Origin of the sequence: Heliomicrobium modesticaldum Ice1 (assembly GCF_000019165.1) — a bacterium.
Classification (GTDB): domain Bacteria; phylum Bacillota; class Desulfitobacteriia; order Heliobacteriales; family Heliobacteriaceae; genus Heliomicrobium; species Heliomicrobium modesticaldum.
The window spans coordinates 1,531,779-1,555,540 of the sequence record NC_010337.2; the positions used below are offsets into that span (position 1 = coordinate 1,531,779).

The window sequence follows — 23,762 nt, forward strand, 5'->3', positions numbered from 1 at the left end:
AGAGGGAAAAGAAACGTGGGAAAGTTATTCGGAACCGACGGCGTGCGCGGCGTCGCCAACAGCGAACTGACACCGGAACTGGCTTTTAAACTGGGGCGGGCCGGTGCCTATGTGCTCAGCAAGGAAGCGCCCCAGCCCCGCATCGTCATCGGCAAAGATACGCGCATCTCCGGCGACATGCTGGAGGCAGCCCTGATCGCCGGCATCACCTCTGTCGGCGGCGAGGCGCTGCCTGTGGGCGTCCTGCCCACCCCTGGCATCGCCTACCTGACACGGAAACTGAAGGCCACCGCCGGCGTGGTCATCTCGGCCTCCCACAACCCCGTCGCCGACAACGGCATCAAGTTTTTCTCCGCCTCGGGCTTCAAACTCCCCGACGCTGTGGAAGAGGAGATCGAGCGCTACGTCCTCGGTGAAAAAGGCCAATCCCTTGACAATGTCGGCGGCGATGCCGAGGGGCGCCATGACGACGGCCTGCCGGCCCCTACAGGCGCTCTGGTGGGCCGTGTGCGCCCTGTCGCCGACGCAGAGACGCTCTTTGTGGAGTATCTCAAGTCCACCGTCCCCGTTGACTTCTCGGGCCTCAAGGTCGTCGTCGACGGCGCCAATGGGGCCGCCTATCAGGTCGCACCCCGCATCCTGCGGGAACTGGGTGCCGAAGTGGTCACCATCTGCTGCACGCCGGACGGCACGAACATCAACGACGGCTGCGGCTCCACCCATCCCGAAAAGCTCTGCGAAGCTGTCGTCGCCCATGGGGCGCACGTCGGACTGGCTCATGACGGCGACGCCGACCGGTTGATCGCGGTCGATGAAAAAGGCCGGATCGTCGACGGCGACCGGATTATGGTCACCTGTGCCTTACATATGAAAGCCAAAGGACAACTCCCCAAGGATACCGTCGCCGTCACCGTCATGAGCAACATGGGTCTGCACCTGGCGCTCAAACGAGCGGGGATCCGCATTCTGGAGACGAAGGTGGGCGACCGCTATGTCCTGGAGGCTCTTTTAAGAGAGGGGGCATCCTTCGGCGGCGAGCAGTCGGGCCATATCCTCTTTTTGCAGCACAACACCACCGGCGATGGCGTGCTCACCGGACTTCAACTGCTGACGGTGCTGAAAGAGACGGGCAAACCCCTGTCTGAACTGGCCGCCCAGATGGAGCAGCTTCCTCAACTCCTCGTCAATGTGCGCGTCAAGGACAAAGGCTGCATGAACGCGCCGGAGGCGCAGGCCGCTGTGGAAGCGGGGAAAGCCAAGCTTGCCGGAAGGGGCCGCATCCTCGTGCGCCCGTCGGGCACAGAACCGCTGATCCGGGTGATGGGGGAAGGCCCCGATCCGGAGGAGCTGAAGCAGGTCGTCGAGGCGATCGCCGACGTTTTCCGGCGTTTTTAAGGACTGGCGAATAGGCAGTGTTCCACCCGGTTTCGAAGTCAAAAGCGATCGTGCAACAGAAATCGCTCCATAGATATTGAACCATAACGCCGAGAGAGGGCGGCGGTGCTGGCGACAAGGCCGGCTTTTTTTCAGCGGAGGGTTGCGCTGGACAACCCTCGCTGATACAATGATCATGACTTAAAATAGGGCCGCAAAGGTCAGATGACGGAACGACAAGTGAATCCATAGCGCCAGAACCGGCAGGACATTCAGACGAATCAGGCCGAACCATCAGCAGTCAGCGCAAAAAAGCGCATGAGTACATATCGAGCAGGATTCGCAGACAGCCGGTTGACGAGGAAGGGGTTTATCGAAGTTTTCGGCGGATGCCCCTCGGCCGCTCACGGCCGCAGCCAAGCCACAAATTCCGGGAGCAATCGCGGGGACAAAGGGCTGGTGGTGAGTGTCGGGATAGCTCTGTGCCTTTCGGCCGCCAACACTTTCGTGAAAAGAAGCACGAGAGCGGCGGCTTTTTTGCGCCTATTTTTCGAGTCGAGCTCTTCCTGGTGAAGGGCAGGCACAGCATCCGGCCTATGATTGAAGAGAGGAGAAATCATCCCATGTGCGGAATCGTCGGCTACATCGGCGGCAAAGCGGCCGCCCCTATCCTCGTAGAAGGTCTCAAAAAGCTAGAGTACCGCGGCTATGACTCGGCAGGCGTCGCCGTCATGGAGGCGGGCAAGATCGAGGTCCGCAAGGCCAAAGGCAAGCTGGCCGTCTTGGAAGGGCGGCTGAGCTACTGCAGCTTCGGCGCCCAGACCGGCATTGGCCACACCCGCTGGGCCACCCACGGCAAGCCTGCCGATGAAAACGCTCACCCTCACCAAGACTGCCGGGGCGACTTCGCCGTCGTCCACAACGGCATCATCGAAAACTTCCAGACCCTGAAGGAAGACCTCATCGCCCAGGGACACGCCTTCACCTCCGAGACAGACACAGAGGTGCTAGCCCACCTGGTGGAAAACTTTTACCAGGGCGATCTGGAGGCGGCCGTCCGCAAGGTCGTCAGCGTCATCGAAGGCTCCTACGCCATGGCTTTCCTCTGCCGTCACGAACCTGAAAAGATCGTCGCCGTCCGCAAAGACAGCCCCCTCGTCGTTGGGCTGGGCGACGGTGAATACTTCCTGGCCTCGGACATCCCGGCCATCTTGGCCCACACCCGCCGCACCTTCATCTTGGATGACGGCGAGATGGCTGTCCTGACCCCCCAAGGAGCGGTCATCAAAACCGCCGCCGCCGGCGAGCTTGTCGACAAGGCGGTCTTTGAAGTCAACTGGGACGCTGTGGCGGCCGAAAAGGGCGGCTATGACCACTTCATGATCAAAGAGATTTACGAACAGCCCAAGGCATTGCGCGACACCATTTTGGGTCGCGTCAACGGCGACGGCGTCAACCTCTCTGAGATCAAGATCGACCTGGAACTGCTGAAAAAGACCAACAAGGTGACCATCGTCGCCTGCGGCACCGCCTACCATGCCGGTCTCGTCGGCAAGTATGTGATCGAAGACTTGGCCCGCGTGCCGGTCGAGGTCGACATCGCCTCTGAGTTCCGCTACCGCGACCCCATCGTCGACGAAAACACGTTGGTGATCGTCGTCAGCCAGTCCGGCGAGACGGCCGATACCCTGGCAGCGATGCGGGAAGCCCGGTCTAAGGGCGCCAAAGTCCTTGCCGTGACCAACGTGGTTGGCTCCACCATCTCCCGGGAAGCCGACTCGGTCCTCTACACCTGGGCCGGCCCGGAGATCGCCGTCGCCTCCACGAAGGCCTACACGACCCAGCTGGCGGCCATGAACTGTATCGCCCTCGCTTTGGCGCAGGTGCGGGGAACACAGAGCGCCGAGACGATCAAGGCCATCGCTGACGCCATCAGGGAGATACCGGCCCAGGTGGAAAAAGTCCTGGCCCAGGCGGAGACGGTGAAGGCCATCAGTGAACAGATCAAGACCTGGGATGACGTCTTCTTCATCGGCCGCAGCGTCGACTACGCCGTCGCCCTGGAAGGCTCCTTGAAACTGAAGGAGATCTCCTATATCCACGCCGAGGCTTACGCCGCCGGCGAACTGAAACACGGCACCTTGGCTTTGATCACCGACAACATCCCCGTCATCGCCCTGGCCACCCAGGAGCAGGTCTTCGACAAGACCATCTCCAACATCCAAGAGGTGAAAGCCCGCGACGCCTTTGTCATCGCCGTGGCCCAGGAAGGGAACAGGGAGATCGCCAAGTTCGCCGAATACGTCCTCACCATCCCCCGCACCCATCCGGCATTGGCGCCGATCCTGGCGGTTGTGCCTTTGCAGATGCTCTCGTACTACACGGCTGTGGCGCGGGAGTGTGACGTCGATAAGCCGAGGAATCTGGCGAAGAGTGTGACGGTGGAGTAGCTCGGCCGGTTTCCCAGTTTGTCGGCTCTTTTCAAGTGAACCATAATGAAACCATAATGAATGAAGAACCCCGCCGTCCTCGGTCAGAACGGCGGGGTTACGCTTGCCACGGGCCTCTTCTCGCCAAGGGGGCTGCGTCTCCAGGCGACGCAACAAGGCCACCCGTGCGGCCGCAGTGAGGCGCAGGGCATCTCGCTCGTCCGGTTGCGAACCGGCTTGGGGAACGCCCTGTAGCGTAAGACCGCTACTTACTCCCTACAACGCCTTCCGGCGCCACATAAGCGGCCAGCTTCCCTTTACCTAAAAGCAATCGCAAGTTTCCTAGCATCGCCATGTACCGGATATCGATGATCGCCTTCATCATCATCGCCAGTCTGCCGCGCAGCTCGATGCCGAAGACCTCGCCGACGGCGTCATGGCTGCCCAGGGAGGCGACGGCGCCTTTGATGAAGGGGACGAACTCTTTCAGGTCACTGCCACCCCGGACAAGCGTGGCCAGGTTTTCGGCGCAGACTGCCGACTGCAAGATGGCCAGCTGGGCCGTCGGGGGAAAGGGGCGGCCGGTGCGCTTGTCGATGACGGCGGAGCAGTCGCCGAGGACGAAGACATTGTCATGGCCGGGGGCGCGCAGGTCTTTTTCGGCGGCGATGCGGCCGCGAACTGCGGCAAAGTCTTCGTTGCAGACGACTCTATTCCCTTGCACGCCGCCGGTCCAGATGACGGTGGCCGGCGTGATCCGCTCTTCGCCCGCCTCGGTCAGCAAGGTGACGCCGTCCCTGTCGACGGACTGAATCCGGGTCGAGAGGCGGAACTGGACGCCCATGTTTTCCAGGGAGGCTTTTGCGTACTCGGCCAGGGCGGGAGCGAAGCCGCCCAGAAGGGCGGGCGCACCTTCCACGTTGATCACCTGGACGCGCTGCCGGTCGATCCCGTGCTGTCGGCAGAGGGCGGGGATGCGTTCCGCCAGTTCTGCAGCAAACTCGATGCCGGTAAAACCGGCGCCGCCGACGACAAAGGTCAGCTTTTCCTGCCCATCGCGCCCTTTCTGCTTGGCGAATTCGGCGAAGCGGGCTTCGACGGTGAGGCGTATCTGGCGGGCGCTGTTCATGCTGCAGATGGCAAGGGCATGTTCCTTGATCCCGGGGATGCCGAAGTCGGCTCTTTCAAAACCGAGGGCCAGAACCAGGTAATCATAAGCCAGCGGTTCGCCGTGGCAGAGCATGACCCGCTGCGTCGTTGTCTCCACTTCTGTCACGGTGTCTTTGATGAAACGGATGCGGCGGCTATCGATCACATCCTTGATCGCAATGGTGATGCGCTCATCCTCGACGGTGCCGGCCGCCGCCTTATGGAGCCAGGTGGTCAGGTAATGGTAGGAATGCTTGTTCACAAGGACGATCTCCGCTTCATCGTGGCGCAGGAGTTTTTGCAGCCTTCTAGCGGTCAAGATGCCGGCGTATCCGGCGCCCAGGATGACGATGCGCGGTTTTTTGGTTTCCATGCAGGTTCCCTCCACTGAGACGAATTTATTAAAATCTTCACAAACAGGGGATTTGAAAAGGCAATATTGACAGCTGTAGAAGGTTTGGTCAATATCGCCCCTGCTTTTGTCTATGCTATGATTATAGTGGAGGCTGAACCATAAGCATAATGCATATTTGACATAGAGAGCATGCCTGTTAATTATGGCTAGGTACCGTGCCGGCTTATGGATGCGTTGCTTGCATCTTTCAGCAAAAAAGACAGGAACGCTTTGGCGGCGGTGCGAAGGGGAATCGTCTGTAGATGCGCCACCCCCACATGGCGCGGCGGGATGGGCGTCAGCGGCTGGATCTCGTAGAGGGAGCCGCGGGCCAGTTCATCGGCGACAAAGTTTTTGATCACACAGGCAGCGCCGAAATCGATCTGGGCGAAGCGGATCAGCAGTTCAAAGTCGCTCAGTTCAAACTCCGGTTTCAGTTCAATGTTGTGCTGGGCGAAAAAATTCTCTATGTAGATGCGGGAGCTGCTCCCCTTCTCCAGCAGGATCAGGGGGTACCGGGCCAGTTCCTCCAGCGATCGCGGCCTTGCCGCCAGTTCCTTGTACTTTTCGCCGACGACAAAACAGTCCTGGATCTGCAAAACCTCATGAATGGACAGAAGCGCTGTCGCCGACGGGTCGTTGACGACAGGGGCATGGACAAAACCGATGTCCACCTTCCCCTTTTTCAGCAGCCGGATCGTCGAAGGCGTGTTCTCGTTGGTCACATGGATCCGGATGCCCGGGTAGGCCTCTTTGAACCTCTTCAGGTGGGGAGGGAGGTAGTTTTTGCAGATCGTGTCGCCGGCGGCGATGGTGATCTCGCCATTTTCCAACGCCGTGATCTGGGCGAGCGTTTTCTCGCCGACAGCGATGAAGTTGAAGGCCTGTTCGATGTAGGGAAAGAGCAGTTCCCCTTCTTTCGTCAGTTTGACCCCTTTCGGCGTCCGAAAAAAGAGCACACAGCCGAGCTTTTCCTCCAACTGCTGGATCGAGCGGCTCACGGCCGGCTGGGTGATGTACAACTGCTCCGCCGCTTTCGAGATGCTGCCTTCTCTGGCGACGAGATAAAAGGCGCGGTAGAGCTCGGTATTGACGAACATAGGCGCTTCCCTTCCCATATCTTCGTGCTACAGCCATAGTGTAACATAGGAGCCGCCTCTTCTCCGCTTTTTCCGAAATAGGAATTGCTAAAACAGTTACTATTTGCATACAATGGTCTTGTTATGGCATGGAGGGTGTTCAATCGATCTCTGCCAGCACGGAAGAGCAAACCGCCTCCATGGCGGAACTGGCGCATAACATGCATGCCTTGTCAGAATTGGCGCGGGAGCTCAACGAGACGATCGGCAGTTTTAACCGCTAAAAAAATATTTTGCTTTTAAGAAGGAAAAATCGCATCTCTATCGAAACTAGTAATCATTACCCATTCATATGGTTGAGGAGGAACAGGGGAATGAAAAAGTTTGTCTGCCTGATCTGCGGGTATGTCCACGAAGGGGATGCCGCTCCTGAGTTTTGCCCCACCTGCAAAGCCCCTTCCGGCAAGTTTGAGGAGAAAGGGTCCGGCGAACTGAAGTGGGCTGACGAGCACCGGATCGGCGTCGCCGCCGGTGTTGACGCCCAGGTGGTGGAAGGCCTGAAGATGAACTTTGTCGGCGAATGCACTGAAGTCGGCATGTACCTGGCCATGAGCCGTCAGGCTGACCGGGAGGGCTACCCTGAAGTGGCGGAAGCCTATAAGCGCATCGCCTTTGAAGAAGCGGAACATGCCGCCAAGTTCGCTGAACTGCTTGGCGAAGTCGTCTTCCCTTCTACGAAGAAGAACCTGGAGCTGCGCGTGGAAGCCGAATACGGCGCCTGCCAGGGCAAACTCGACCTGGCCCGTCGGGCGAAAGAACTGGGCCTCGATGCCATCCATGACACTGTCCACGAAATGTGCAAGGATGAGGCCCGCCACGGCGCCGCCTTCAAAGGCCTGCTGGATCGTTGCTTCGGAAAGTAATTCTTCGAGAGTCAAAAAACGGGGTTTGGCCGGTTGTATAACCGAGCCGACCCCGTTTTTTATTTCAATAGTTTTGCGGTAAAATAGAAAGAACGGATGCAATACCAATTATGCAGTAAAACAGAAATGCGAGGTGCCCCCATGGTGCGAGCCCATACTCTCCATACAGTTGTCGTGCCGAAGGCGGACAGCCCGAGTGAGACATGGACGCCTTTTTTTCACAACCTCTTTCAAAAAACCACGGATGCAGACCGCAGCAGCCGCCGCGATCGTTTCGGTTGGCCCCGTTCCTTTGAAGACACCCTGCATCAACTTGCCGATCTCGGGTATGAAGCGTATAGAAGGACCTTGGACCAGGTGAGCCAGAGTTGGTCTGTTTCGCGCCAAAAGCTTTTTCGATTGTGGGGAGCCTTTAGCTTTTTGGTCCAATTGGAACAAAAGGTGAAAGACAGTCCCTATTGGCGTTACCACCTCAACTTTCAAGATATGGACAAGGTGTTTCTGGCTACGGCAGTGGCCTTCACAGCGCAGGAGTGGCCCCCTGTCGATGATCGTGATGGGAAGGCCTTCTTGTCTCTGTTGCGGGACCGGGTGATCCGGCTTACCGAGAATGAGGTCTTTCCATGGTTGGACATTTACCGGCTCTTTTGGGGAAATGTGCTCGGCGGTACCCCTTGGGCGCTGCGGGAAGCGGACGAAATCGCTGCCATCAGTCAACACAAAACGGCGCCCCACGGCGTCAAGGAGTCGAGCTTCCAATGTACCCTCTCCTTGCTGCGCATTCACTTTCTCTTTATGGCACGAGAAGATGATGCCGTCCGGCAGGAGATCGAAGGGATGGCAGACCGGGGGCTTGTTGTCCATTGGAGTGCCCTGTTCCTCTACCTGCACGGTCTGAAGCCTTCGGGCCAATTGGAACGGCTTTTGTCCTGGCTACGCTGGTTTGAAGCGACGGGAAAGAGGTGCTTCGCGCCGCTCGATCAGTACGAACAGGCGGAGACGGTGAAGTTCTGGTTGCAGGTTGCCGAGCCTTGCGGAGCCGTTGATGAGATGCTGGATGCGGTGCGCCCCAGTGTGCCTGACTATATGTACCGGCAGTTGCTGGTTAACGTAGGCCGGTACCGGCAGTGGGCTGAGTTGTGTCTGCTTCACGGACGTCTGGATAGGGGGGATCATTATTGGAAAGCGGTAGAGAAAGTTGATCCGGCCGTAATGCTTCCCTTGTATCATCACGCCATCGTTCGGCAGATCGCCCAGAAAAACCGGCCGGCCTACCAAGAAGCGGTAAAAATGCTGAAAAAACTTCGCGCCCACTATAAAAAACTCAAGCAAAATGATCGCTTTGAGCGCTACTTGGCGCGGATCCTGGAAGAGAATGGGCGCTTGCGGGCTTTTCAGGAAGAACTGGTAAAAGGGAAGTTGATCACGCCATGAGCGGCGGCAAAGCGCAGGTACATGTTCAAATCCATTGGCAGCCGGAATCGGCCGACTTTTTCGTAACTGCAACGAGAGGCATGATAAACTGTTGGTATGAAGCGGGGGCGCTCCAACTGCGCCGGACTCTTTTTGCTTGGCATGAACCTTCATTTCACGGCGCTTTCATCGCTGTGGTTCGCCGTGACGATAGGTGGGGGCTGACGGTGTCGCCTTTGGCGATGTTGGAGCTGTTCGCCGATTCGACAGCGCTGTCGGAAGTCCAGTGGTGCTGGGAGGGACAGGGCGCGGAGATAGCGAAAGCGGCGGGACCGCTGCGGGAACTGCTGCGCCAGGGGTGGTGGCGGCCTGACTATGAAGCTTGGCGATCGGGGCGAAGCGGCTGGCGGCTTGAAGAAGGGGCGGTTCAACCTGTGCGGGAAGCGGCCCCGTCGCTGGCCTGGCTGGATGATTGGGCTTCAGCGGCCATCGACGAGTTGATCGAGCAGACGCCCCAAATGCGGGAACTCTGGTTAAAGATGCAGCAGGCCTATCCCTTGCTGGCGGCGGAGGCGACGAAGGTGAAGCGCTCCGCCAAGGGCGGCGATCGGACAAGCCGCCCTGTTGAGGCGGCAGACCAAGCCGCGAAAACCCGCTCGGGTGCGGTGCTGATCGAAGATGAGCGAGACTGGCTGGAGGCTGTCGGCTGGTGGTCTGTTTCGCGCCGCTTGCGGGCAGCCTTGCGCCTCCTTGAGCCTGAAAACGATGCAGGTTTTTGGTCTCTGGGGCTCTTGCTGCAACCGATGCAGGGGGGGAGTCCGGGGCTGCCTCTCGATCCGGCTGATCCGGAGTCGATGGCGTTGTTGCCGTCTGACTGGCAGGAGCACTGGAGCGAAGTGGAGCGTGATCTGGCCAAGATGGCCCGCATCGCGCCTGTGTTGGCGCCGGAACGGGTGCTGGTTGCCGGAACAGCGGTGTCTGAGCCGGATCCTTCGCCGCATTTTTTGGCCAATCGAAAATGGCTGCTCGATGATGACGCGGCTTGGACATTTTTAAGCGAGCAGAGCGGCCCCTTGATAGAGGCCGGCTTCTCCCTCTTTTTGCCCCGCTGGTGGGAGGAGATCCAGCGCCAGTCGGCCCGGCTCAAGGTGCAGACGCGGTCAAGCGCCGGGTCGGCGGCAGATCCGCTGCTGGGGCTGGATCAGCTTGTCCAATTTGATTGGAAACTGGCTATCGGCGATATCGATCTGGACGAAAGGGAGTTTGTCGACCTTGTGGAAAAAGGTCGTCAACTGGTCCGGGTGCGCGACCGCTGGATCCGCCTTGACCTTAAGCGATGGCGGCCCCTGCTGGCGTCATTACGAAAGACGCAAAAGGGACTCTCGCTCGGACAGGCTTTGCAACTCTATTGGGGAACACCGCCTTCGGACTGGGCACAATGGCTTGCCCCTGAAGAAGGGCAGGAACTGTCCGATGAGCAGGGCGAATCGAAAGCGCCTGAAGGGGCGGATTTTTCCGGAGCGCGGAACGAGAATGGCGAAACAACTGACGGAACCGATCAGGTTTCCCTTGCCCTTAAGGTGGAACTGGACGGACCGCTGCGGCAGCTGGCTGATGAATTGACCGGAACGGCGCGGCTGACGCCGCTGGCGCCGCCGCCCTCTTTTCAAGGGAGCTTGCGGCCCTATCAACAACTCGGCAGTGCCTGGCTGCTCTTTTTGCGCCGCTTTGGCCTCGGTGGCTGCTTGGCCGACGATATGGGACTAGGGAAGACGATCCAGTGGATCGCCTACCTGCTTCACGTGAAGGAAAAAGAAGCGCCTGGGCGGCCGTCACTGCTCGTCTGTTCCACCTCGGTGATCGGCAACTGGCAAAAGGAGCTAGCCCGTTTTGCCCCTTCGCTTAGGATGCACATCCATTACGGAAGCAACCGTTACCGCGGCGATGCCTTTCGGGATCTTTCCGCAGAGGCGGACCTGGTGATCACCACCTACACACTGGCCCAGATGGACCAAGAGGATATCGCCTCTGTAGCTTGGGACTGCCTCTGTCTGGATGAGGCCCAGAACATCAAGAACGTCTATACGAAGCAATCAGCGGCGGTTCGCGTTTTCCCTGCGCGCCATCGGGTCGCCTTGACGGGCACGCCGATGGAAAACCGCCTGACCGAGTTGTGGTCGATCATGGACTTTTTGAACCCCGGCTATCTGGGGGGGTTGACGGAATTCAACCGCCGTTTCGTCCAGTCGATTGAACGCAAAAACGACGCCGATGCCCTCGATCGGCTCCAACGCCTCGTCCGACCCTTCTTGCTTCGCCGGGAGAAAGGCGATCCGGCCATCGAACTGGAACTGCCGGAGAAGCTGGAGAGCAAGGAGTATATCCAGTTGACGGCGGAGCAGGCGTCGCTCTATGAAAGCGTTCTCCAGGCGGCGATGGAGAAAATCGAAGAATCGACCGGCATCGCTCGCCGAGGAGCGATTTTGTCGACCTTGACCCAGCTCAAGCAACTCTGCAATCATCCCACGCTGCTCTTAAAAGAGGGGAAGGCATCGGTTTTGCGCGGGCGCTCCCACAAAGTAGAGCGTCTTGTAGAGATGGTGGAGGAATTGCGCCAAGAGGGCGAACGTTGCCTGGTCTTTACCCAGTATGTGGAGACCGGCCATTTGCTGAAAGAGACCCTCGAAGCGGCCCTTGGCGAAGAGGTGCTCTTCTTGCATGGCGGAACGCCGGCGAGCCAGCGGGAAAAGATGATCGAGCGGTTTCAACAAAGCGATCCATCTCCTGGAAAAGGCTGTGGCGTCTTTCTCCTGTCCTTGAAGGCCGGCGGAACCGGGCTTAATCTAACAGCGGCGAATCATGTCTTCCATGTTGACCGCTGGTGGAACCCGGCCGTAGAGAATCAGGCCACCGATCGGGCCTACCGCATCGGCCAGAGCCGCAATGTGCACGTTCACAAGTTCATCACCTTGGGCACCTTAGAGGAGCGCATCGACGAGATGATCGAGCGCAAACAAGGCTTAAGCGAAGAGGTCATCGGCGGCGGCGAGCAGTGGCTGACGGAGTTGTCTACGTCGGAGTTGAGGGATATCTTTGCCCTTCGCCGGCAGTGGGTGGATTGAGCGGAGCCCTGTCGCTGATCGGGCAGACGGGATGAGCGGAAAGGATAAAGGGATGATGATGGCGATGAGCAAAAAAACAAAGGGGAATAAGAATTCGGTCAAGTCAAAATCAACATCGAAGGGGCTGCAAACCTCTGGCGCGCCTTCCCGAACAGGAGCCCCTGAGCCGGAGGATCCCAACTGCCGCAGCCTAGATGGCATGGCGCCGTTATGGCAACAGTTCTATCGGCAGGCACGACAGGGTTTGGCTGACCGGGAACCATCGCGATCTAACGCTACGGTGACGAGGTGATTCTATTTTGCGCATCTTGTTGGCCGAAGATGACCAGCGGCTGGGCAAGTTGATCGACCACATGCTGAGAAGGGAAGGCCATGATGTCGACTGGGTGCAGCGCGGCGACGACGCCTATCATTATGCCAAAGCATCCCATTACGACTTGCTCGTTCTCGACTGGATGATGCCGGCCATGGACGGCGTGATCCTTTGCCGCCAATTGAGGCAAGAGGGGTTGCAATGCCCCATCCTCATGCTGACGGCCAAGGACGCTGTTGAGGATCGCGTCCAGGGTCTGGACGCCGGCGCCGACGACTACCTGGTCAAACCCTTCGCCTCTGCCGAGTTGATGGCCCGGCTGCGGGCGCTCTCCCGCCGCGGAAAAATCCCTTTGCAGGAAGAGATCGTCCAGGTTGCCGACCTGCTATTAAACCGCAACCGCCACTCGGTGACGCGCGGCGGCAAGGAGATCACCCTCACCAGTCGAGAGTTTGCCTTGCTCGATCTGCTCGTGCAGAACAAGGGACAGGTGCTTCCCCGCGAGCTGATCATGGAGCGGGTCTGGGGGCTCGACGCCGATGTGACCGACAACACCCTGGACGCCTACATCCGATTGCTGCGCAAAAAAATCGAACCCCCCGGCGCCGCTAAGTTGATTCACAACATTCGGGGCGTCGGCTACACACTGGAGGAATAGCCGTGTTTACGCGGATCCGCGCGCGCCTGACCCTGGGGTATGCCGCGTTGATGATCGTCATCCTGGTTGCCTTTACTGGGATCACCTACGGCCTGCTGCACTCCATCCTCCAGCAGGAGGAGCGGCAGGAGATGAAATTGATGCTGTCCAGGGTCGCCGATCAGCAGTTAACTGAAATGAAGCGACGGGCTCGTCTGCGCGGTCCCAACGATGTGACGGTGGAACAAAAGCGGGAAAGAAGATATGCGCCCCTTCACGGCGGCGCTGAAGGGGAGCGGGACGCTGCCGGTTCTGGCTATACCGACTATGCCGCAAAAGGCAACGACGACGGCAAATTCGACGATGACGCCGGGGGAGCGAAGCGCGGCGTCAACCGGTTCGTCTTTCTGCTCACGCTTGACGAGCGGGGAACGGTGCTTCGCAGCGTCGATGAATATCCTGCCCTGCGTCGGCAGATCATGGAAACGGTGCAGCAGTGGAGGCCGGCGGCGTTCGAGACGAGGGACGTTCATTTCTCCGAAGGAGATGGCGGCGAATTGCACATCCTGCTGGGGGCGCAGCCGGTGTTCGACCACGGCCGGTTTGCCGGAGTGGTCTATGCCGGCATGGATGTGAGTGATTCCCGCCATGTTCTTTACCGCTTGCTCTTCGTCCTAGGCGTCTTGTCGATCCTCTTTCTGCTGTTGGCTGCTGGCGCCGGCTATTACATGGCCGGAAGAGCCATGGTGCCGATCATCCACTCCTTTCATCGTCAGCGCGAGTTTGTCGCCGACGCATCCCATGAACTGCGCACACCCTTGAGCATCCTCCAGTCGTCTATCGATGTGATCGAGGCTGACGATGCCCGCAATTTATCCGAGTTTTCCCGGCAGGTGCTGGCAGACATGAAAGATGAGGTGGGCCGCATGACCCGCCTGGTTGGCGACCTGCTCACCCTGGCCCGCGCCGATTCGGGGAAACTGGAGTTGCAACGAGAGTCTTTCGACCTCCGCCCTGTGGCGGAACAGTTGTTTCGCACCTTCCAACACCGGGCGAAGGCGCAGGGATTGACGATGGAGATGGAGGGACCACCGACGCTTCCCGTTTTCGTCGATCGGGAGCGTATCACCCAACTGCTCTGCATCCTCTTGGATAACGCCGTCAAGTACACGCCGGAAGGCGGCAAGGTCAGCCTCTCGCTGGCGCGATCCGGCGGGGGGCATAACGATACCCTGCAAGTGAAGGTTCAGGATACGGGGATCGGCATCAGCGCCGAGGACCAGCAACACATCTTTGAGCGCTTTTACCGGGCCGACAAGGGCCGCTCCCGGCAAGCCGGCGGTGTCGGCCTCGGCCTTAGCATCGCTCGCTGGATCGTCGAAGCCCATGGCGGGACGATCCGCGTGGAAAGTGCGCCGGGCAAGGGGAGCAGTTTCATTGTCATCGTGCCGGCGGCGTTGCCGCGCTGAACAGTTGTCATTCAAGCTGCACAGAGCAGACCTTTCTGCGACCACAGGAAACCGCCACGGCCCATCTTTTTTGGATGGCAGAGGCGGTTTCTGTTTGTGATTGGACTGTTTGCGCCAGCAATGGCAGTGCGCAGTGAATGTAGTGGCTTCGAGAGGATGACAGGATCTATCGAGGAGAGGATGGGCGACGCAGTCGGGACTATAGGGAATTCCACAGCCATTAGACCTTTTGCAGTTCACAAAAACAGTTGCCGATTTTTTCAGCGTAATTTCAGCTTCGATTGGTAAAGTAAAGGTGTCAAAGGAAATCGAACCAAGAAAGGCCTCCCCCGGTCCCATGACCAGCCGATGCTAGACCCACGAAAAGGGAGGGTATTCGACTGAAACTGAGGGAAAAAGGAGATGCGTTATCATGAACGGAGCCTGGAAAAAGACCCTCGTCGCCACCAGCGTGGCGGGAGCACTCCTCTGCGGCGGTGTCATCGCTTATGCGGCCACCGATACGGCGGCGACTGGTGACAACAGCAAACCCCCGTTTTTTCAAAAGTTTGGAAAGGACCGCCGGGGTGGCTTCAAAGCCCCTGATTTTGCCCGTGGCTTTGAAGGCGTCGCCGCCATCATCGGCATCGACGAGGCTGCCTTGAAAACGGAACTGCAAAGCGGCAAAACGCTGGCAGAAATCGCGCAGACCAAAGGCATCGCTAGGGAAGACTTGATCGCTAAGATGGTCGCCGCCGCCCAGACCCGCCTGGACGAAGCCGTCGCCTGCGGCAGGCTCAGCGCTGAGGAGGCCGCTCAGAAGAAAGAAACAATGAAACAAAAGATCGAAGCCGTCGTCGACAAAAAACACACCGATAAGTTCGCCGAAAGAGCCGCTTGGAAGTTCGGCGACATGGTGAAAGACAAAGTCGGGTTCCGGGCTTTTGGCGGTTTTGCCGGTTCAAGTCACTTCCAAGTCGCTGCCGACCTGTTGCAGATGACCCGGGATGAACTGATGACCGAATTGAAAGCCGGCAAGTCTCTGGAAGAAGTCGCCCAGGCCAAAGGGGTCGCCAAGGAAACCCTGAAAGCCAAGTTGATCGAGTCGTCGCAAGCCGATATTGATAAGGCGGTATCCGACGGCAGACTGACGGCGGAAAAAGCCGAGCAAGCCAAAACCAATCTAGAAAAACGGATCGATGACATGCTGGGCCGGAAAGGCTTCGGCGGTCGCCACGGGATGAAATAACGCCCCCTCTACCGCTTCAAGCGAGGGGAAATCAAAGGAACGATGCGGCCACAAGGCGGGACTCCCGTCTGCGGTCGCTTTTTCCCTTTTTTTGATTTTCGTTCCTCTTAGCGGTCATCCCCAAGGGGGCGAGACAAGAATATTGCTTGAGGTGAATCACTTGCAGACAGGAAAGGTTGTTCTCGCCTTATGTTTGACCACGATGGTTTTGACAACGGCCTGCGGGAAGACGGACGCGCCAGCGACCTCGGCTGTCGGCGCGGTCACTTCGGTCAAAACGGTCCCGGTGAAGCGGGCCACCTTGACCAGCACCGTGACATTGAGCGGAAAAATCGAGCCGATTGAATCTGTCAATGTGGTCCCCAAGTCCTCAGGGAAGGCGGCCGGCGTCTACGGTGATGTGGGCCAGCGGGTGAGCGCCGGGACAAGGCTGATCCAACTGGAAAACAACGATATCCTGGCCAAACTCGATGCGGCCAAAGCGGCCTTGGCCGCCAGCGAAGCCAACCTGGAGCGCGCCAAGGCGCAGTTGGAAAAGACCCAGATCCAGTTGGATGAAGCCAAGCGCAACCTGGAACGGCAGAAGATGCTCTTTGAAGCGGGTGCCCTTTCCCAGGCCCTGTACGACGCCGCCCAGACGAACTATGATTCGATCAAAAAAGACTATGACATGAACGCCGCTTCTGTGGCGTCTGCCCAGGCCAGTGTGGAACAAAACAAGGCGGCCATTCGACAAAACGAAGTGGAGCTGGAGAACAGCTGTGTCGTTTCTCCGATCTCCGGTATCATCGCCAGCAAGAACGTCAACGTCGGTGAATCCCTTTCAGCCAGTACGGCGCCTTTTGTCGTCATCAATATGCAGACCGTTCAGATCAACGCCGGTGTGAGCGAAGGCGACATCAATCAATTTAAGCCGGGCTTGGATGTAGATGTGCGGGTTCCCGCAGCATCGCCCAAACCGTTCAAGGGAAAGGTGACCAAGATCAGCCCCTCCGCCGACGCCAAGACCAAAACATACCCAGTCTGGGTGTCTGTCGACAACACTGATGACCTGCTGAAGGCAGGCATGTATGCGGAGATCCTTGTGACGACGCAGCGACTGGAGAATGCCCTCACTGTCCCCTCTGACGCAGTTGTGGAGCGGAACGGGCAGAAGGTTGTGTACATACTTGACGGGGACAAGGCTGTCGAGCGCAAGGTCTCTGTCGGCAAGGTAGACGAGGGGATCACCCAGGTGACCGAAGGGGTGGCCGAGGGCGAAAAAGTGATCACCACAGGTCTGCAGGCACTGCGCGACGGCATGGCTGTCCGTGAGGAACAGGCCAAGCCGCAGGAAAGAGCAGCTGGAGGTTCCCAGAAGGCGCCGCGTCAAGGGCAATCGCAGGATGCGCCTTACATTACGAACCGGTAGGGTGGCGAAGGCATGAATCTAACGGACTTTTCTATAAAACGGCCTGCCGGCATCAGCATGATCGTCCTGTTTTTTGTGGTGCTGGGGCTGTACAGCTTCAACCGCATCGGCGTGGAACTGTTGCCGGCCATGAACACGCCCTTCGTGACGGTGCAGGTGAGCTATCCCGGTGCCGCCGCCGAAGACGTGGAAAAGCAGGTCATCGAACCGTTGGAGGAGGCCGTCTCCTCTGTCTCCAAGTTAAAGAAACTGACCGCCATGGCCAACGCGGGCTCCGGTTTTGTCATCCTCGAGTTCGACCTGTCGGCCGATCCCGATCAGGCTGTCCTGGACGTGACCAAGAAGGTGGACGCCGTCAAAGGCCGCCTTCCCGATGAGGCGAACGACCCGGTCGTCATCAAGCGGGACATCAATGCCCAGGCGATCATGACCTTGAGCGTCAGCAGCGATGGCCTGTCCAAACTGGAAACCTATAAATTGGCCGACGAGATGATTCAGGAGCGCCTCAAGCGCGTCCAGGGCGTCTCCGAGATCGAGGTTTACGGTGGGCGGCAGAAGGAGATCGCCGTCGAGGTTGACCCCAAGAAGTTGACCGTCTTCAACGTCTCTTTAAATTCCATCGTCAATAAGATTAAGTCAGAAAACGCCAACAAACCGGTAGGTAAGCTCTATCGCCAGCGTGATTACGACCTGCGGCTGTTGGGCGAGTACCAGAGTGTCAAAGAGATCGAGAACCTGGCCATCCCCAGCGGCGACGGCGCCGCCGTCCCTTTGAAAAACGTTGCCACCGTCAAAGAACAAATCAAAGAAGTCCGCAACATGACCCGCCTCAACGGCGAGGAATCGGTGGGCATCGAGATCTTCAAGCAGAGCGACAGCAGCGTCGTCGATGTGGGCAAAGGCCTCAACGCCGAGATCGAGAAACTGCGTAAGGAACTTCCCGGTGTCACCATCTACGTGGCCAACGACGCTTCCGACTATGTTCAGAAGGCTTTGAACAATACGCAGATGAGCATCTTCGAAGGGATCGTGACGACGGCCTTCGCCCTGTTCTTCTTCCTGAAGGAATGGCGATCCATGGTGACAGTGCTGATCGCCATTCCCACATCGCTCATCTCCGTTATCTTCGTCATGTACCTCTTCGACTTTACGTTCAACATGATGTCCCTCATGGGTATGGCGCTCTGTATCGGTATTCTGGTTGACGATTCGATCGTCGTCTTGGAGAACATCCACCGGCACCTGACCATGGGCAAAGATGCCAGGACGGCGGCGCGGGATGGACGGGGCGAGATCGGCATGGCCGCCATCGCTATCACCCTTTGCGATGTCGTCGTCTTCCTGCCCATCGCCTTCATGGAGGGGATGGTGGGGCAGTTTTTCCGCCAGTTCGGTCTGACCATCGTCTTCGCCACCCTCTTTTCCCTGTTCGTCTCCTTCACGGTCACGCCGATGCTTTCTTCGCGGCTCTATAAAAAGGGATTCGAAGAAAAGCACCACCCCATCTGGGAGCGCGTCGACCGGTTTGGGGGACGGGTCAGGAACCTCTATGCGGTGCTCCTCCATGGCGCCCTGGCCCATCCCCAAAAAGTCCTCGCCGGCGGCTTGGCGCTTTTTATCGCCTCCATAAGCCTAATCTACCCCTTTCAGGTCGTCGGCGCCGAGTTCCTGCCGAAGACCGATGAAGGCAGCTTCAGCGTCACCGTCGAAATGCCCATCGGCACGCCCTTTGCGTTGACCGACAAAGAGACCCTTAAGGTCGAGCAGTTCTGCCAAACGATCCCGGAAGTTGATAAGGTCCAATCGCGCATCAGCGGCAACCAGGGAAGCGTTCAGGTGAAGCTTCGGAACAAGAAAGACCGAAAGCGGACCGTCTGGGAGATCGCCGATGACGTGCGCAACTGGAGCAAGCAGAACTTCCCCCCTGGCGTCGTCCGGGTGAGTGAAGCGACGGCCTCCATCGCCGGTCTACCCGGTGGCGGCGGCCCGCGCGGCGCCGGCGGCGGCAACGTGCAGATCGAGATCCTCGGAGCGGATCAGGACAAACTGCTGTCCATCTCCGAGGAGGTCATGGACATCCTGCGCAACACACCGGGGTCGAAGGATGTCAACAGCAGTTGGCGCCTCGGCCAGCCGGAGATCCAGACCGTCATCAACCGGGAGCAGGCCAAGTACTATGGCGCTTCTCTGAACGATATTGCCACAGCCTTGCAGACTGGCGTCAGCGGCAGCACCGCCGGCGTCTACCGCAAAGACGGCGATGAGCTCGAAATCAATGTCCGCTTTAAAGACGGTGACAAGTTAAGCAACCAGGATCTGAAGAGCATCCCTGTCACCGTCGGCGGCCAGAACATCGCCATCAGCAACCTGGTCGAGTTTAAAGAGGGTACAGGACCGCGATCCATCCGCCGCGTCGACAAGCAGCGGGCCATCACCATCTCCTGCAACTTAAACGACCGTCCGCTGCAGGAGTTCATCAGCGAGGTGCAGCAGAAGATCAAGGCCCGCCACTTCGACCCCCTCTACTCGATCAAGATGGCCGGCCAGGCCCAGAACATGAACGACACCTTCAGCCAGATGCTGAGCGCCTTAGGGCTGTCGCTGATCCTGGTCTACATGGTGCTCGTCGTGCTCTATGAATCCTTCCTGACGCCCTTTATCCGCATGTTCTCGCTGCCCCTCGGCTTTATCGGCGCTGTCGTGGCGCTGGCCTTGACGAAGAACAGCCTCAACCTCTTTTCCATGATGGGCATCATCATGATGGACGGCCTGGTGGCCAAAAACGGCACGCTGCTCCTTGACTACGCCTTGACCCTCATGGATCGGGGATTCAAGCCGCGCGAAGCGATCATCGAGGCTGGTAAGACGCGCTTGCGGCCGATCGTCATGACGACGATGACCATGGTCTTCGGCATGCTGCCCACGGCCTTAGCCATCGCCGAAGGCGCTGAAAACCGTGTCGGCATGGCCTGGGTGCTCATCGGCGGCCTGCTCAGTTCCACCTTCTTCACCCTGATCATCATCCCGATCATCTTCATCGCCATGCACCGTTGGAAAGACAAGTTCTCCACCGGCGGATGGACAGGGTTGTTCAAGAAGCGGGGCGGGGAGAAGGCGGTAGGAGGGGCCTGAGCAAGGGTGCCACTGGAACGACAGATCGAATATCCCGGCATCGTCAATGGAGATTGTACGCCAGTTGTTGCGGCTTAAGCCGAAATCCGGCACACCTCATCACGAATCAGTTCCAAGCGGTTCGATTCGACAAAGTCGAGGGCCAATTGGTTCGCCCGGTCAAAGCGCTCCTTCAGCCGCAAGGACGGCACCACATCGCCGTAGATGCACCACTCGCAGACATGTTGCTTGGGTAGCGGAGACAGGCCGAGAAAGCCGAGCACATCCTTGAGCGGGTAGCCGAGGGCGAGGCCGATCTCGTGCGGGAGTTGGCCGCCCTTGCACCATCGCTCTCTCAAGTGGAAAAGAAACGGCTGTACATCCAGGGGCCAGGGGAGTCGCTTGTTCCGGTATTGACGCAGACGGCCGAAGCGCTTCAACGTTGCCCGGACTTGCGGCTCACGGTAAAAGAGCACCCAAGCGCACTTCTCGCAGCGTTTGAGCAGGAACATTTCCACACCCCAATCGCGCGCCAGTCGCCGGGCTTCCTTCAGCGTCGAGGCGATGTTTTTTCCGAAGAAGGGCTCTTGAAAGCGGATAAACTCGCCGGCCTTTCCTGCAAAGAGGACTCTGGAGAGGTTGACAAAGAGCCATTTCTCAAATCGCGCCTGGCGGATGTCTTTCTCCGCCAGGCTGTCTTTCCATAGACCAAAAAACGATCCCATGAGCAATCCCTCCCAAGAACGGCATGATCGCGATCCAAAAAAGTGCTGGTACCGCTATTCTACATGAAAATGATTTTCAGTTTCAAGTATTTTTTTCTAGCCGCCATCGTGATTTCGGTCGAAACCGCTTAGACATGATGTGGAGGTCGGAATTGTGGAAATAGGCGCATTCATTTATAATCGATAGTGAGGAGAGTTTGACGAACCGCAACATATGGACAATGGAAAAACCCCCTCGCCGCGAGGGGGTTTTTGAGCAAATATCTGTGATCAGAGGAGTCGGTCCTTATGTCAGAGGTGTTGCTGCCGGCCTTGGCGGCTGCGATGATGACGGTGCTTGGGGCGGTGCCTTTTTTCTTTATCACCGTCACACACCGGTTGCGGGACATCCTGCTGGGATTGGCGGCGGGCATGATGGTGACGGCGGCTTTCGCCTTGTTGCAGCAGACGCCGGACTTCTGGTTGGTAGCCCCCGGGATGGTCATCGGCGCCGGACTCCTCTTTGTCCTGCTCCGTTTCTTGCCGGAAGGCGGACGGTTGGCTTGGTTGACCTTTGCGGCCATCGCCCTGCACAACGTTCCCGAGGGTCTCGTCGTCGGTGTCGGTTATGCCGATGGGGACAAACTGGGCCTCTTGATGGCGCTGACCATCGGCTTGCAGAACGTGCCGGAAGGGTTGGTCATCGTCGCTCCGCTGCTGGAACAGGGCGTCAACCGCTGGAAAGCCCTCTCCTTCGTCTTCGCCGCCGCCATGGTGGAGCCTTTGTTCGCCCTCTCCGGCTATGTCCTGGTGGAGCAGGTGCAGGGCCTTTTGCCCGTCGCCCTCGGTTTTGCTGCCGGCGCTATGCTCTACGTCACCTTTCGGGAGTTGATCCCCGATACCCATGGCCATGGTTTTGAGGAACAGGCGACTTTCGCCTTTCTGACCGGTGTGATCGTCATGATGGGGTTGGCGACAGCGCTGGGATAAAGAGGGGCAGACGGTTGCCGGCGTCAGTCAGGCTGCGCCGGGTTTTCACAACCTGGTCAAAAGGCAACCGGGTGCGCCCATCTATGCCGCTGCTATTCATGAAGTTTTACGGAAGGCGCTTCAGGCAGAAAAGTTTTCAACAGAAAGAATCCGGCAGTGCCGGCGGCGACTGAAGCCAGGAGGATGGCGACTTTCGCTTGATTCAGCAGTTCCGGCGCCTCCGGGAAGGCCAAGCCGGAGATGAAGAGGGACATGGTAAAACCGATGCCGGCCAGCCAGGAGAGGCCGTATAACTGGATGAAGGTCATGCCTTCCGGCAGAGAGGCCAGGCCAAGGCGGATAGCCAGCCAGGAAAAGAGCGTCACACCCACCTGTTTGCCGGCGATGAGACCGATCAGGATCCCCAGGCTGACCGGAGTGGTCAGGCCGGACAGGTCATCAAGGGGTACGCCGGCGTTAGCGAAGGCGAAGAGCGGCATGATCAAGAAGCCCACCCAGGGATGGAGCGCATGCTCTAACCGGTGCAGGGGAGATGTGGCCCGATCGGCGAGGTGGTTCAATTGAGCGATCAGGCTGTGCACCTCCTCGGTGACGACGGTGTCTCCCGATTTCCCTTGATCATGAAAGCCCTGAATGGTTTCTTCGACCCGTTCAGCAAACTCTTCCGTGTCGATGATGGTCCGCATGGGAATGGTCAAGGCCAGCAGGACGCCGGCGATGGTGGCGTGGATCCCCGACTTGAGAAAGGCGACCCACAAGATGAGGCCAAGGAGGATATAGGGCGTGATCTTGCGGACGCCGCTGGTGTTGAGCAGGATGAGTGCGGCGCCAACGACAGCCGCAAGGGCAAGGTAGCTGAGCTGGAGCGTTTCTGTATAGAAAAAGGCGATGACAAGCACCGCGCCCAGATCGTCGACGATAGCAATGGCGATGAGGAGGATTTTCAGGGCTAAGGGAACCTGCGGTCCCAACAAGGACAGGGCGCCTAGGGCGAAGGCGATATCGGTGGCCATAGGTATGCCCCAGCCGCCGGCGCTCGGCAAGTTCAAGTTGAACAGGATATAGATAACAGCCGGAGCAACCATCCCGCCGATGGCGGCGACGATGGGAAGGCTGGCTTTTTTCAACGACGAGAGTTCCCCCTCCAGGATCTCCCTTTTGATCTCGAGGCCTACCACAAAAAAGAAGATGGCCATCAGTCCATCGTTGATCCACAGGATCATCGCTTTCGAGAGACCGAATCCCGGCAGACCGATGGTGAAGGGTTGGGCGAAAAAAGCCTCATAGAGCGGTCGCCAGGGCGAATTGGCGATAAGCAGCGCCAGGGCTGTACAGACGAGCAGGATGATGCTGCTCGATGTTTCTGTCTGGATGAACGCCTCGACAGGTCGTTTGATCGTCTCCTTGATAAAACGCAATGCTTTTTCTCTCATTTTTACCTCCCAGGTTATTATTGTATTTCCTCTGCAAAGGAAAAGGGCGCACTCTGATCCTACAATAGCATGCCCTGCTTGTCATGAGAAGGACTGTCGCGTACAGCCGGGGCAAGCATAGCGGTTCTGAATAATCGAACTTTTCACTTGCCCATTGCGCAACCTTTCGCTTTGGTCGTATAATGCCAACGTAAAAACCACATACCGATTCGGATGAAGCTTACGGGAGAGCGGTCGCCGGACCCGCCGAAGGAGTCACACTCTCAGGCCCTTGTCACACAAGGAGAACCGCAAGCGGACGAAACTCTGGAGAGACCCTGCCAGACAGGGCGCCGAAGGGGCAAAGCGGTCAGACTTTACCGTTAAATCTCTCAGGCAAAAGGACAGAGCAAGTGCGAGAAGAAACGGCCAAGCGACCGCCGATGATGCGGAGTGCCCACAGAAGCAGGTCCGACGCTGATGAGGGTGGGTCCAAGGCAGCATGGGCGAAATGCTCGCCCTGGGGCTGCTCCCTTTTTGCTGTGGTTTTTTCTCGGTCCGCTCTTCAGAGTCAAATCATCGATTTGGCTTTTTTTCGTTTTCT

The 23,762-nt window shown here is 58.3% G+C and carries 16 protein-coding genes and 1 riboswitch; of the genes, 12 read left to right on the plus strand and 4 right to left on the minus strand.

Annotated features, from left to right (window positions below; all coding sequences use genetic code 11):
- Positions 1-15: 15 nt before the first annotated feature.
- Together glmM and glmS are read left to right on the plus strand one after the other, a co-directional pair.
- A complete protein-coding gene (gene glmM, locus HM1_RS06935; RefSeq protein WP_012282611.1) occupies positions 16-1,395 on the plus strand; it encodes a phosphoglucosamine mutase in 1,380 nt (459 codons plus the stop codon).
- 602 nt (positions 1,396-1,997) lie between these two features.
- On the plus strand, positions 1,998-3,824 hold the full coding sequence (glmS, locus tag HM1_RS06940) for a glutamine--fructose-6-phosphate transaminase (isomerizing) (protein ID WP_041313496.1): 1,827 nt from the start codon (positions 1,998-2,000) through the stop codon (positions 3,822-3,824).
- 244 nt (positions 3,825-4,068) lie between these two features.
- On the opposite strand, the gene HM1_RS06945 is transcribed toward glmS, so the two are convergent.
- Positions 4,069-5,325: an NAD(P)/FAD-dependent oxidoreductase gene (locus HM1_RS06945; protein ID WP_012282613.1), complete on the minus strand. Its 1,257-nt coding sequence runs from the start codon at positions 5,323-5,325 to the stop codon at positions 4,069-4,071.
- A 188-nt stretch (positions 5,326-5,513) separates the two neighbouring features.
- The gene (locus HM1_RS06950) at positions 5,514-6,446 is read right to left on the minus strand and encodes a LysR family transcriptional regulator (protein ID WP_012282614.1); all 933 of its coding nucleotides are present in this window, start codon (positions 6,444-6,446) and stop codon (positions 5,514-5,516) included.
- 128 nt (positions 6,447-6,574) lie between these two features.
- On the opposite strand from HM1_RS06950, the gene HM1_RS16360 reads away from it, so the two are divergent.
- From HM1_RS16360 to HM1_RS06995, 9 genes are all read left to right on the plus strand, one after another.
- Complete coding sequence (locus HM1_RS16360; protein WP_012282615.1) at positions 6,575-6,709, plus strand: hypothetical protein; 135 nt, start codon at positions 6,575-6,577, stop codon at positions 6,707-6,709.
- Between the two features lie 90 nt (positions 6,710-6,799).
- On the plus strand, positions 6,800-7,348 hold the full coding sequence (locus HM1_RS06955; protein ID WP_012282616.1) for an NADH peroxidase: 549 nt from the start codon (positions 6,800-6,802) through the stop codon (positions 7,346-7,348).
- Positions 7,349-7,489: 141 nt separating this feature from the next.
- Entirely contained in the window at positions 7,490-8,782 is a 1,293-nt protein-coding gene (locus HM1_RS06960; RefSeq protein WP_012282617.1) for a hypothetical protein, read from the plus strand.
- Between the two features lie 80 nt (positions 8,783-8,862).
- A complete protein-coding gene (locus HM1_RS15930; RefSeq protein WP_012282619.1) occupies positions 8,863-11,883 on the plus strand; it encodes a DEAD/DEAH box helicase in 3,021 nt (1,006 codons plus the stop codon).
- A gap of 299 nt (positions 11,884-12,182) precedes the next feature.
- Positions 12,183-12,854 carry a response regulator transcription factor gene (locus HM1_RS06975; protein WP_012282621.1) on the plus strand — a complete coding sequence of 224 codons (672 nt, stop codon included), beginning with the start codon at positions 12,183-12,185 and terminating at the stop codon, positions 12,852-12,854.
- Between the two features lie 2 nt (positions 12,855-12,856).
- Positions 12,857-14,302, plus strand: a complete 1,446-nt coding sequence (locus HM1_RS06980; protein WP_012282622.1) for a sensor histidine kinase — start codon at positions 12,857-12,859, stop codon at positions 14,300-14,302.
- A gap of 412 nt (positions 14,303-14,714) precedes the next feature.
- Complete coding sequence (locus tag HM1_RS06985; protein ID WP_012282623.1) at positions 14,715-15,530, plus strand: hypothetical protein; 816 nt, start codon at positions 14,715-14,717, stop codon at positions 15,528-15,530.
- Between the two features lie 160 nt (positions 15,531-15,690).
- Positions 15,691-16,941 (plus strand): efflux RND transporter periplasmic adaptor subunit, encoded by a 1,251-nt coding sequence (locus HM1_RS06990; protein WP_041313504.1) that lies wholly within the window; start codon positions 15,691-15,693, stop codon positions 16,939-16,941.
- A 12-nt stretch (positions 16,942-16,953) separates the two neighbouring features.
- A complete protein-coding gene (locus HM1_RS06995; RefSeq protein WP_012282627.1) occupies positions 16,954-20,073 on the plus strand; it encodes an efflux RND transporter permease subunit in 3,120 nt (1,039 codons plus the stop codon).
- 74 nt (positions 20,074-20,147) lie between these two features.
- On the opposite strand, the gene HM1_RS14570 is transcribed toward HM1_RS06995, so the two are convergent.
- Positions 20,148-20,777 carry a DUF3793 family protein gene (locus HM1_RS14570; protein ID WP_012282628.1) on the minus strand — a complete coding sequence of 210 codons (630 nt, stop codon included), beginning with the start codon at positions 20,775-20,777 and terminating at the stop codon, positions 20,148-20,150.
- 288 nt (positions 20,778-21,065) lie between these two features.
- Here HM1_RS14570 and HM1_RS07005 point away from each other — a divergent pair, with 288 nt between their 5' ends.
- Positions 21,066-21,746, plus strand: coding sequence for a ZIP family metal transporter (locus HM1_RS07005; protein ID WP_012282629.1), 681 nt, complete (start codon positions 21,066-21,068; stop codon positions 21,744-21,746).
- Between the two features lie 92 nt (positions 21,747-21,838).
- Here HM1_RS07005 and nhaA read toward each other — a convergent pair whose 3' ends face one another.
- The gene (gene nhaA, locus HM1_RS07010; protein ID WP_012282630.1) at positions 21,839-23,179 is read right to left on the minus strand and encodes a Na+/H+ antiporter NhaA; all 1,341 of its coding nucleotides are present in this window, start codon (positions 23,177-23,179) and stop codon (positions 21,839-21,841) included.
- A 296-nt stretch (positions 23,180-23,475) separates the two neighbouring features.
- Positions 23,476-23,576, plus strand: a riboswitch (glycine riboswitch).
- Positions 23,577-23,762: the final 186 nt, after the last annotated feature.

Excerpts from the sequence above, each read along its gene's own strand:
- HM1_RS07005 (WP_012282629.1), top strand. The coding sequence starts at position 21,066 with ATGTCAGAGGTGTTGCTGCCGGCCTTGGCGGCTGCGATGATGACGGTG.
- HM1_RS06960 (WP_012282617.1), top strand. The coding sequence starts at position 7,490 with ATGGTGCGAGCCCATACTCTCCATACAGTTGTCGTGCCGAAGGCGGAC.
- glmS (WP_041313496.1), top strand. The coding sequence starts at position 1,998 with ATGTGCGGAATCGTCGGCTACATCGGCGGCAAAGCGGCCGCCCCTATC.
- nhaA (WP_012282630.1), bottom strand. The coding sequence starts at position 23,179 with ATGAGAGAAAAAGCATTGCGTTTTATCAAGGAGACGATCAAACGACCT.
- HM1_RS06985 (WP_012282623.1), top strand. The coding sequence starts at position 14,715 with ATGAACGGAGCCTGGAAAAAGACCCTCGTCGCCACCAGCGTGGCGGGA.
- HM1_RS15930 (WP_012282619.1), top strand. The coding sequence starts at position 8,863 with ATGATAAACTGTTGGTATGAAGCGGGGGCGCTCCAACTGCGCCGGACT.
- HM1_RS06995 (WP_012282627.1), top strand. The coding sequence starts at position 16,954 with ATGAATCTAACGGACTTTTCTATAAAACGGCCTGCCGGCATCAGCATG.
- HM1_RS06950 (WP_012282614.1), bottom strand. The coding sequence starts at position 6,446 with ATGTTCGTCAATACCGAGCTCTACCGCGCCTTTTATCTCGTCGCCAGA.
- HM1_RS14570 (WP_012282628.1), bottom strand. The coding sequence starts at position 20,777 with ATGGGATCGTTTTTTGGTCTATGGAAAGACAGCCTGGCGGAGAAAGAC.
- HM1_RS16360 (WP_012282615.1), top strand. The coding sequence starts at position 6,575 with ATGGAGGGTGTTCAATCGATCTCTGCCAGCACGGAAGAGCAAACCGCC.
- HM1_RS06955 (WP_012282616.1), top strand. The coding sequence starts at position 6,800 with ATGAAAAAGTTTGTCTGCCTGATCTGCGGGTATGTCCACGAAGGGGAT.
- HM1_RS06945 (WP_012282613.1), bottom strand. The coding sequence starts at position 5,325 with ATGGAAACCAAAAAACCGCGCATCGTCATCCTGGGCGCCGGATACGCC.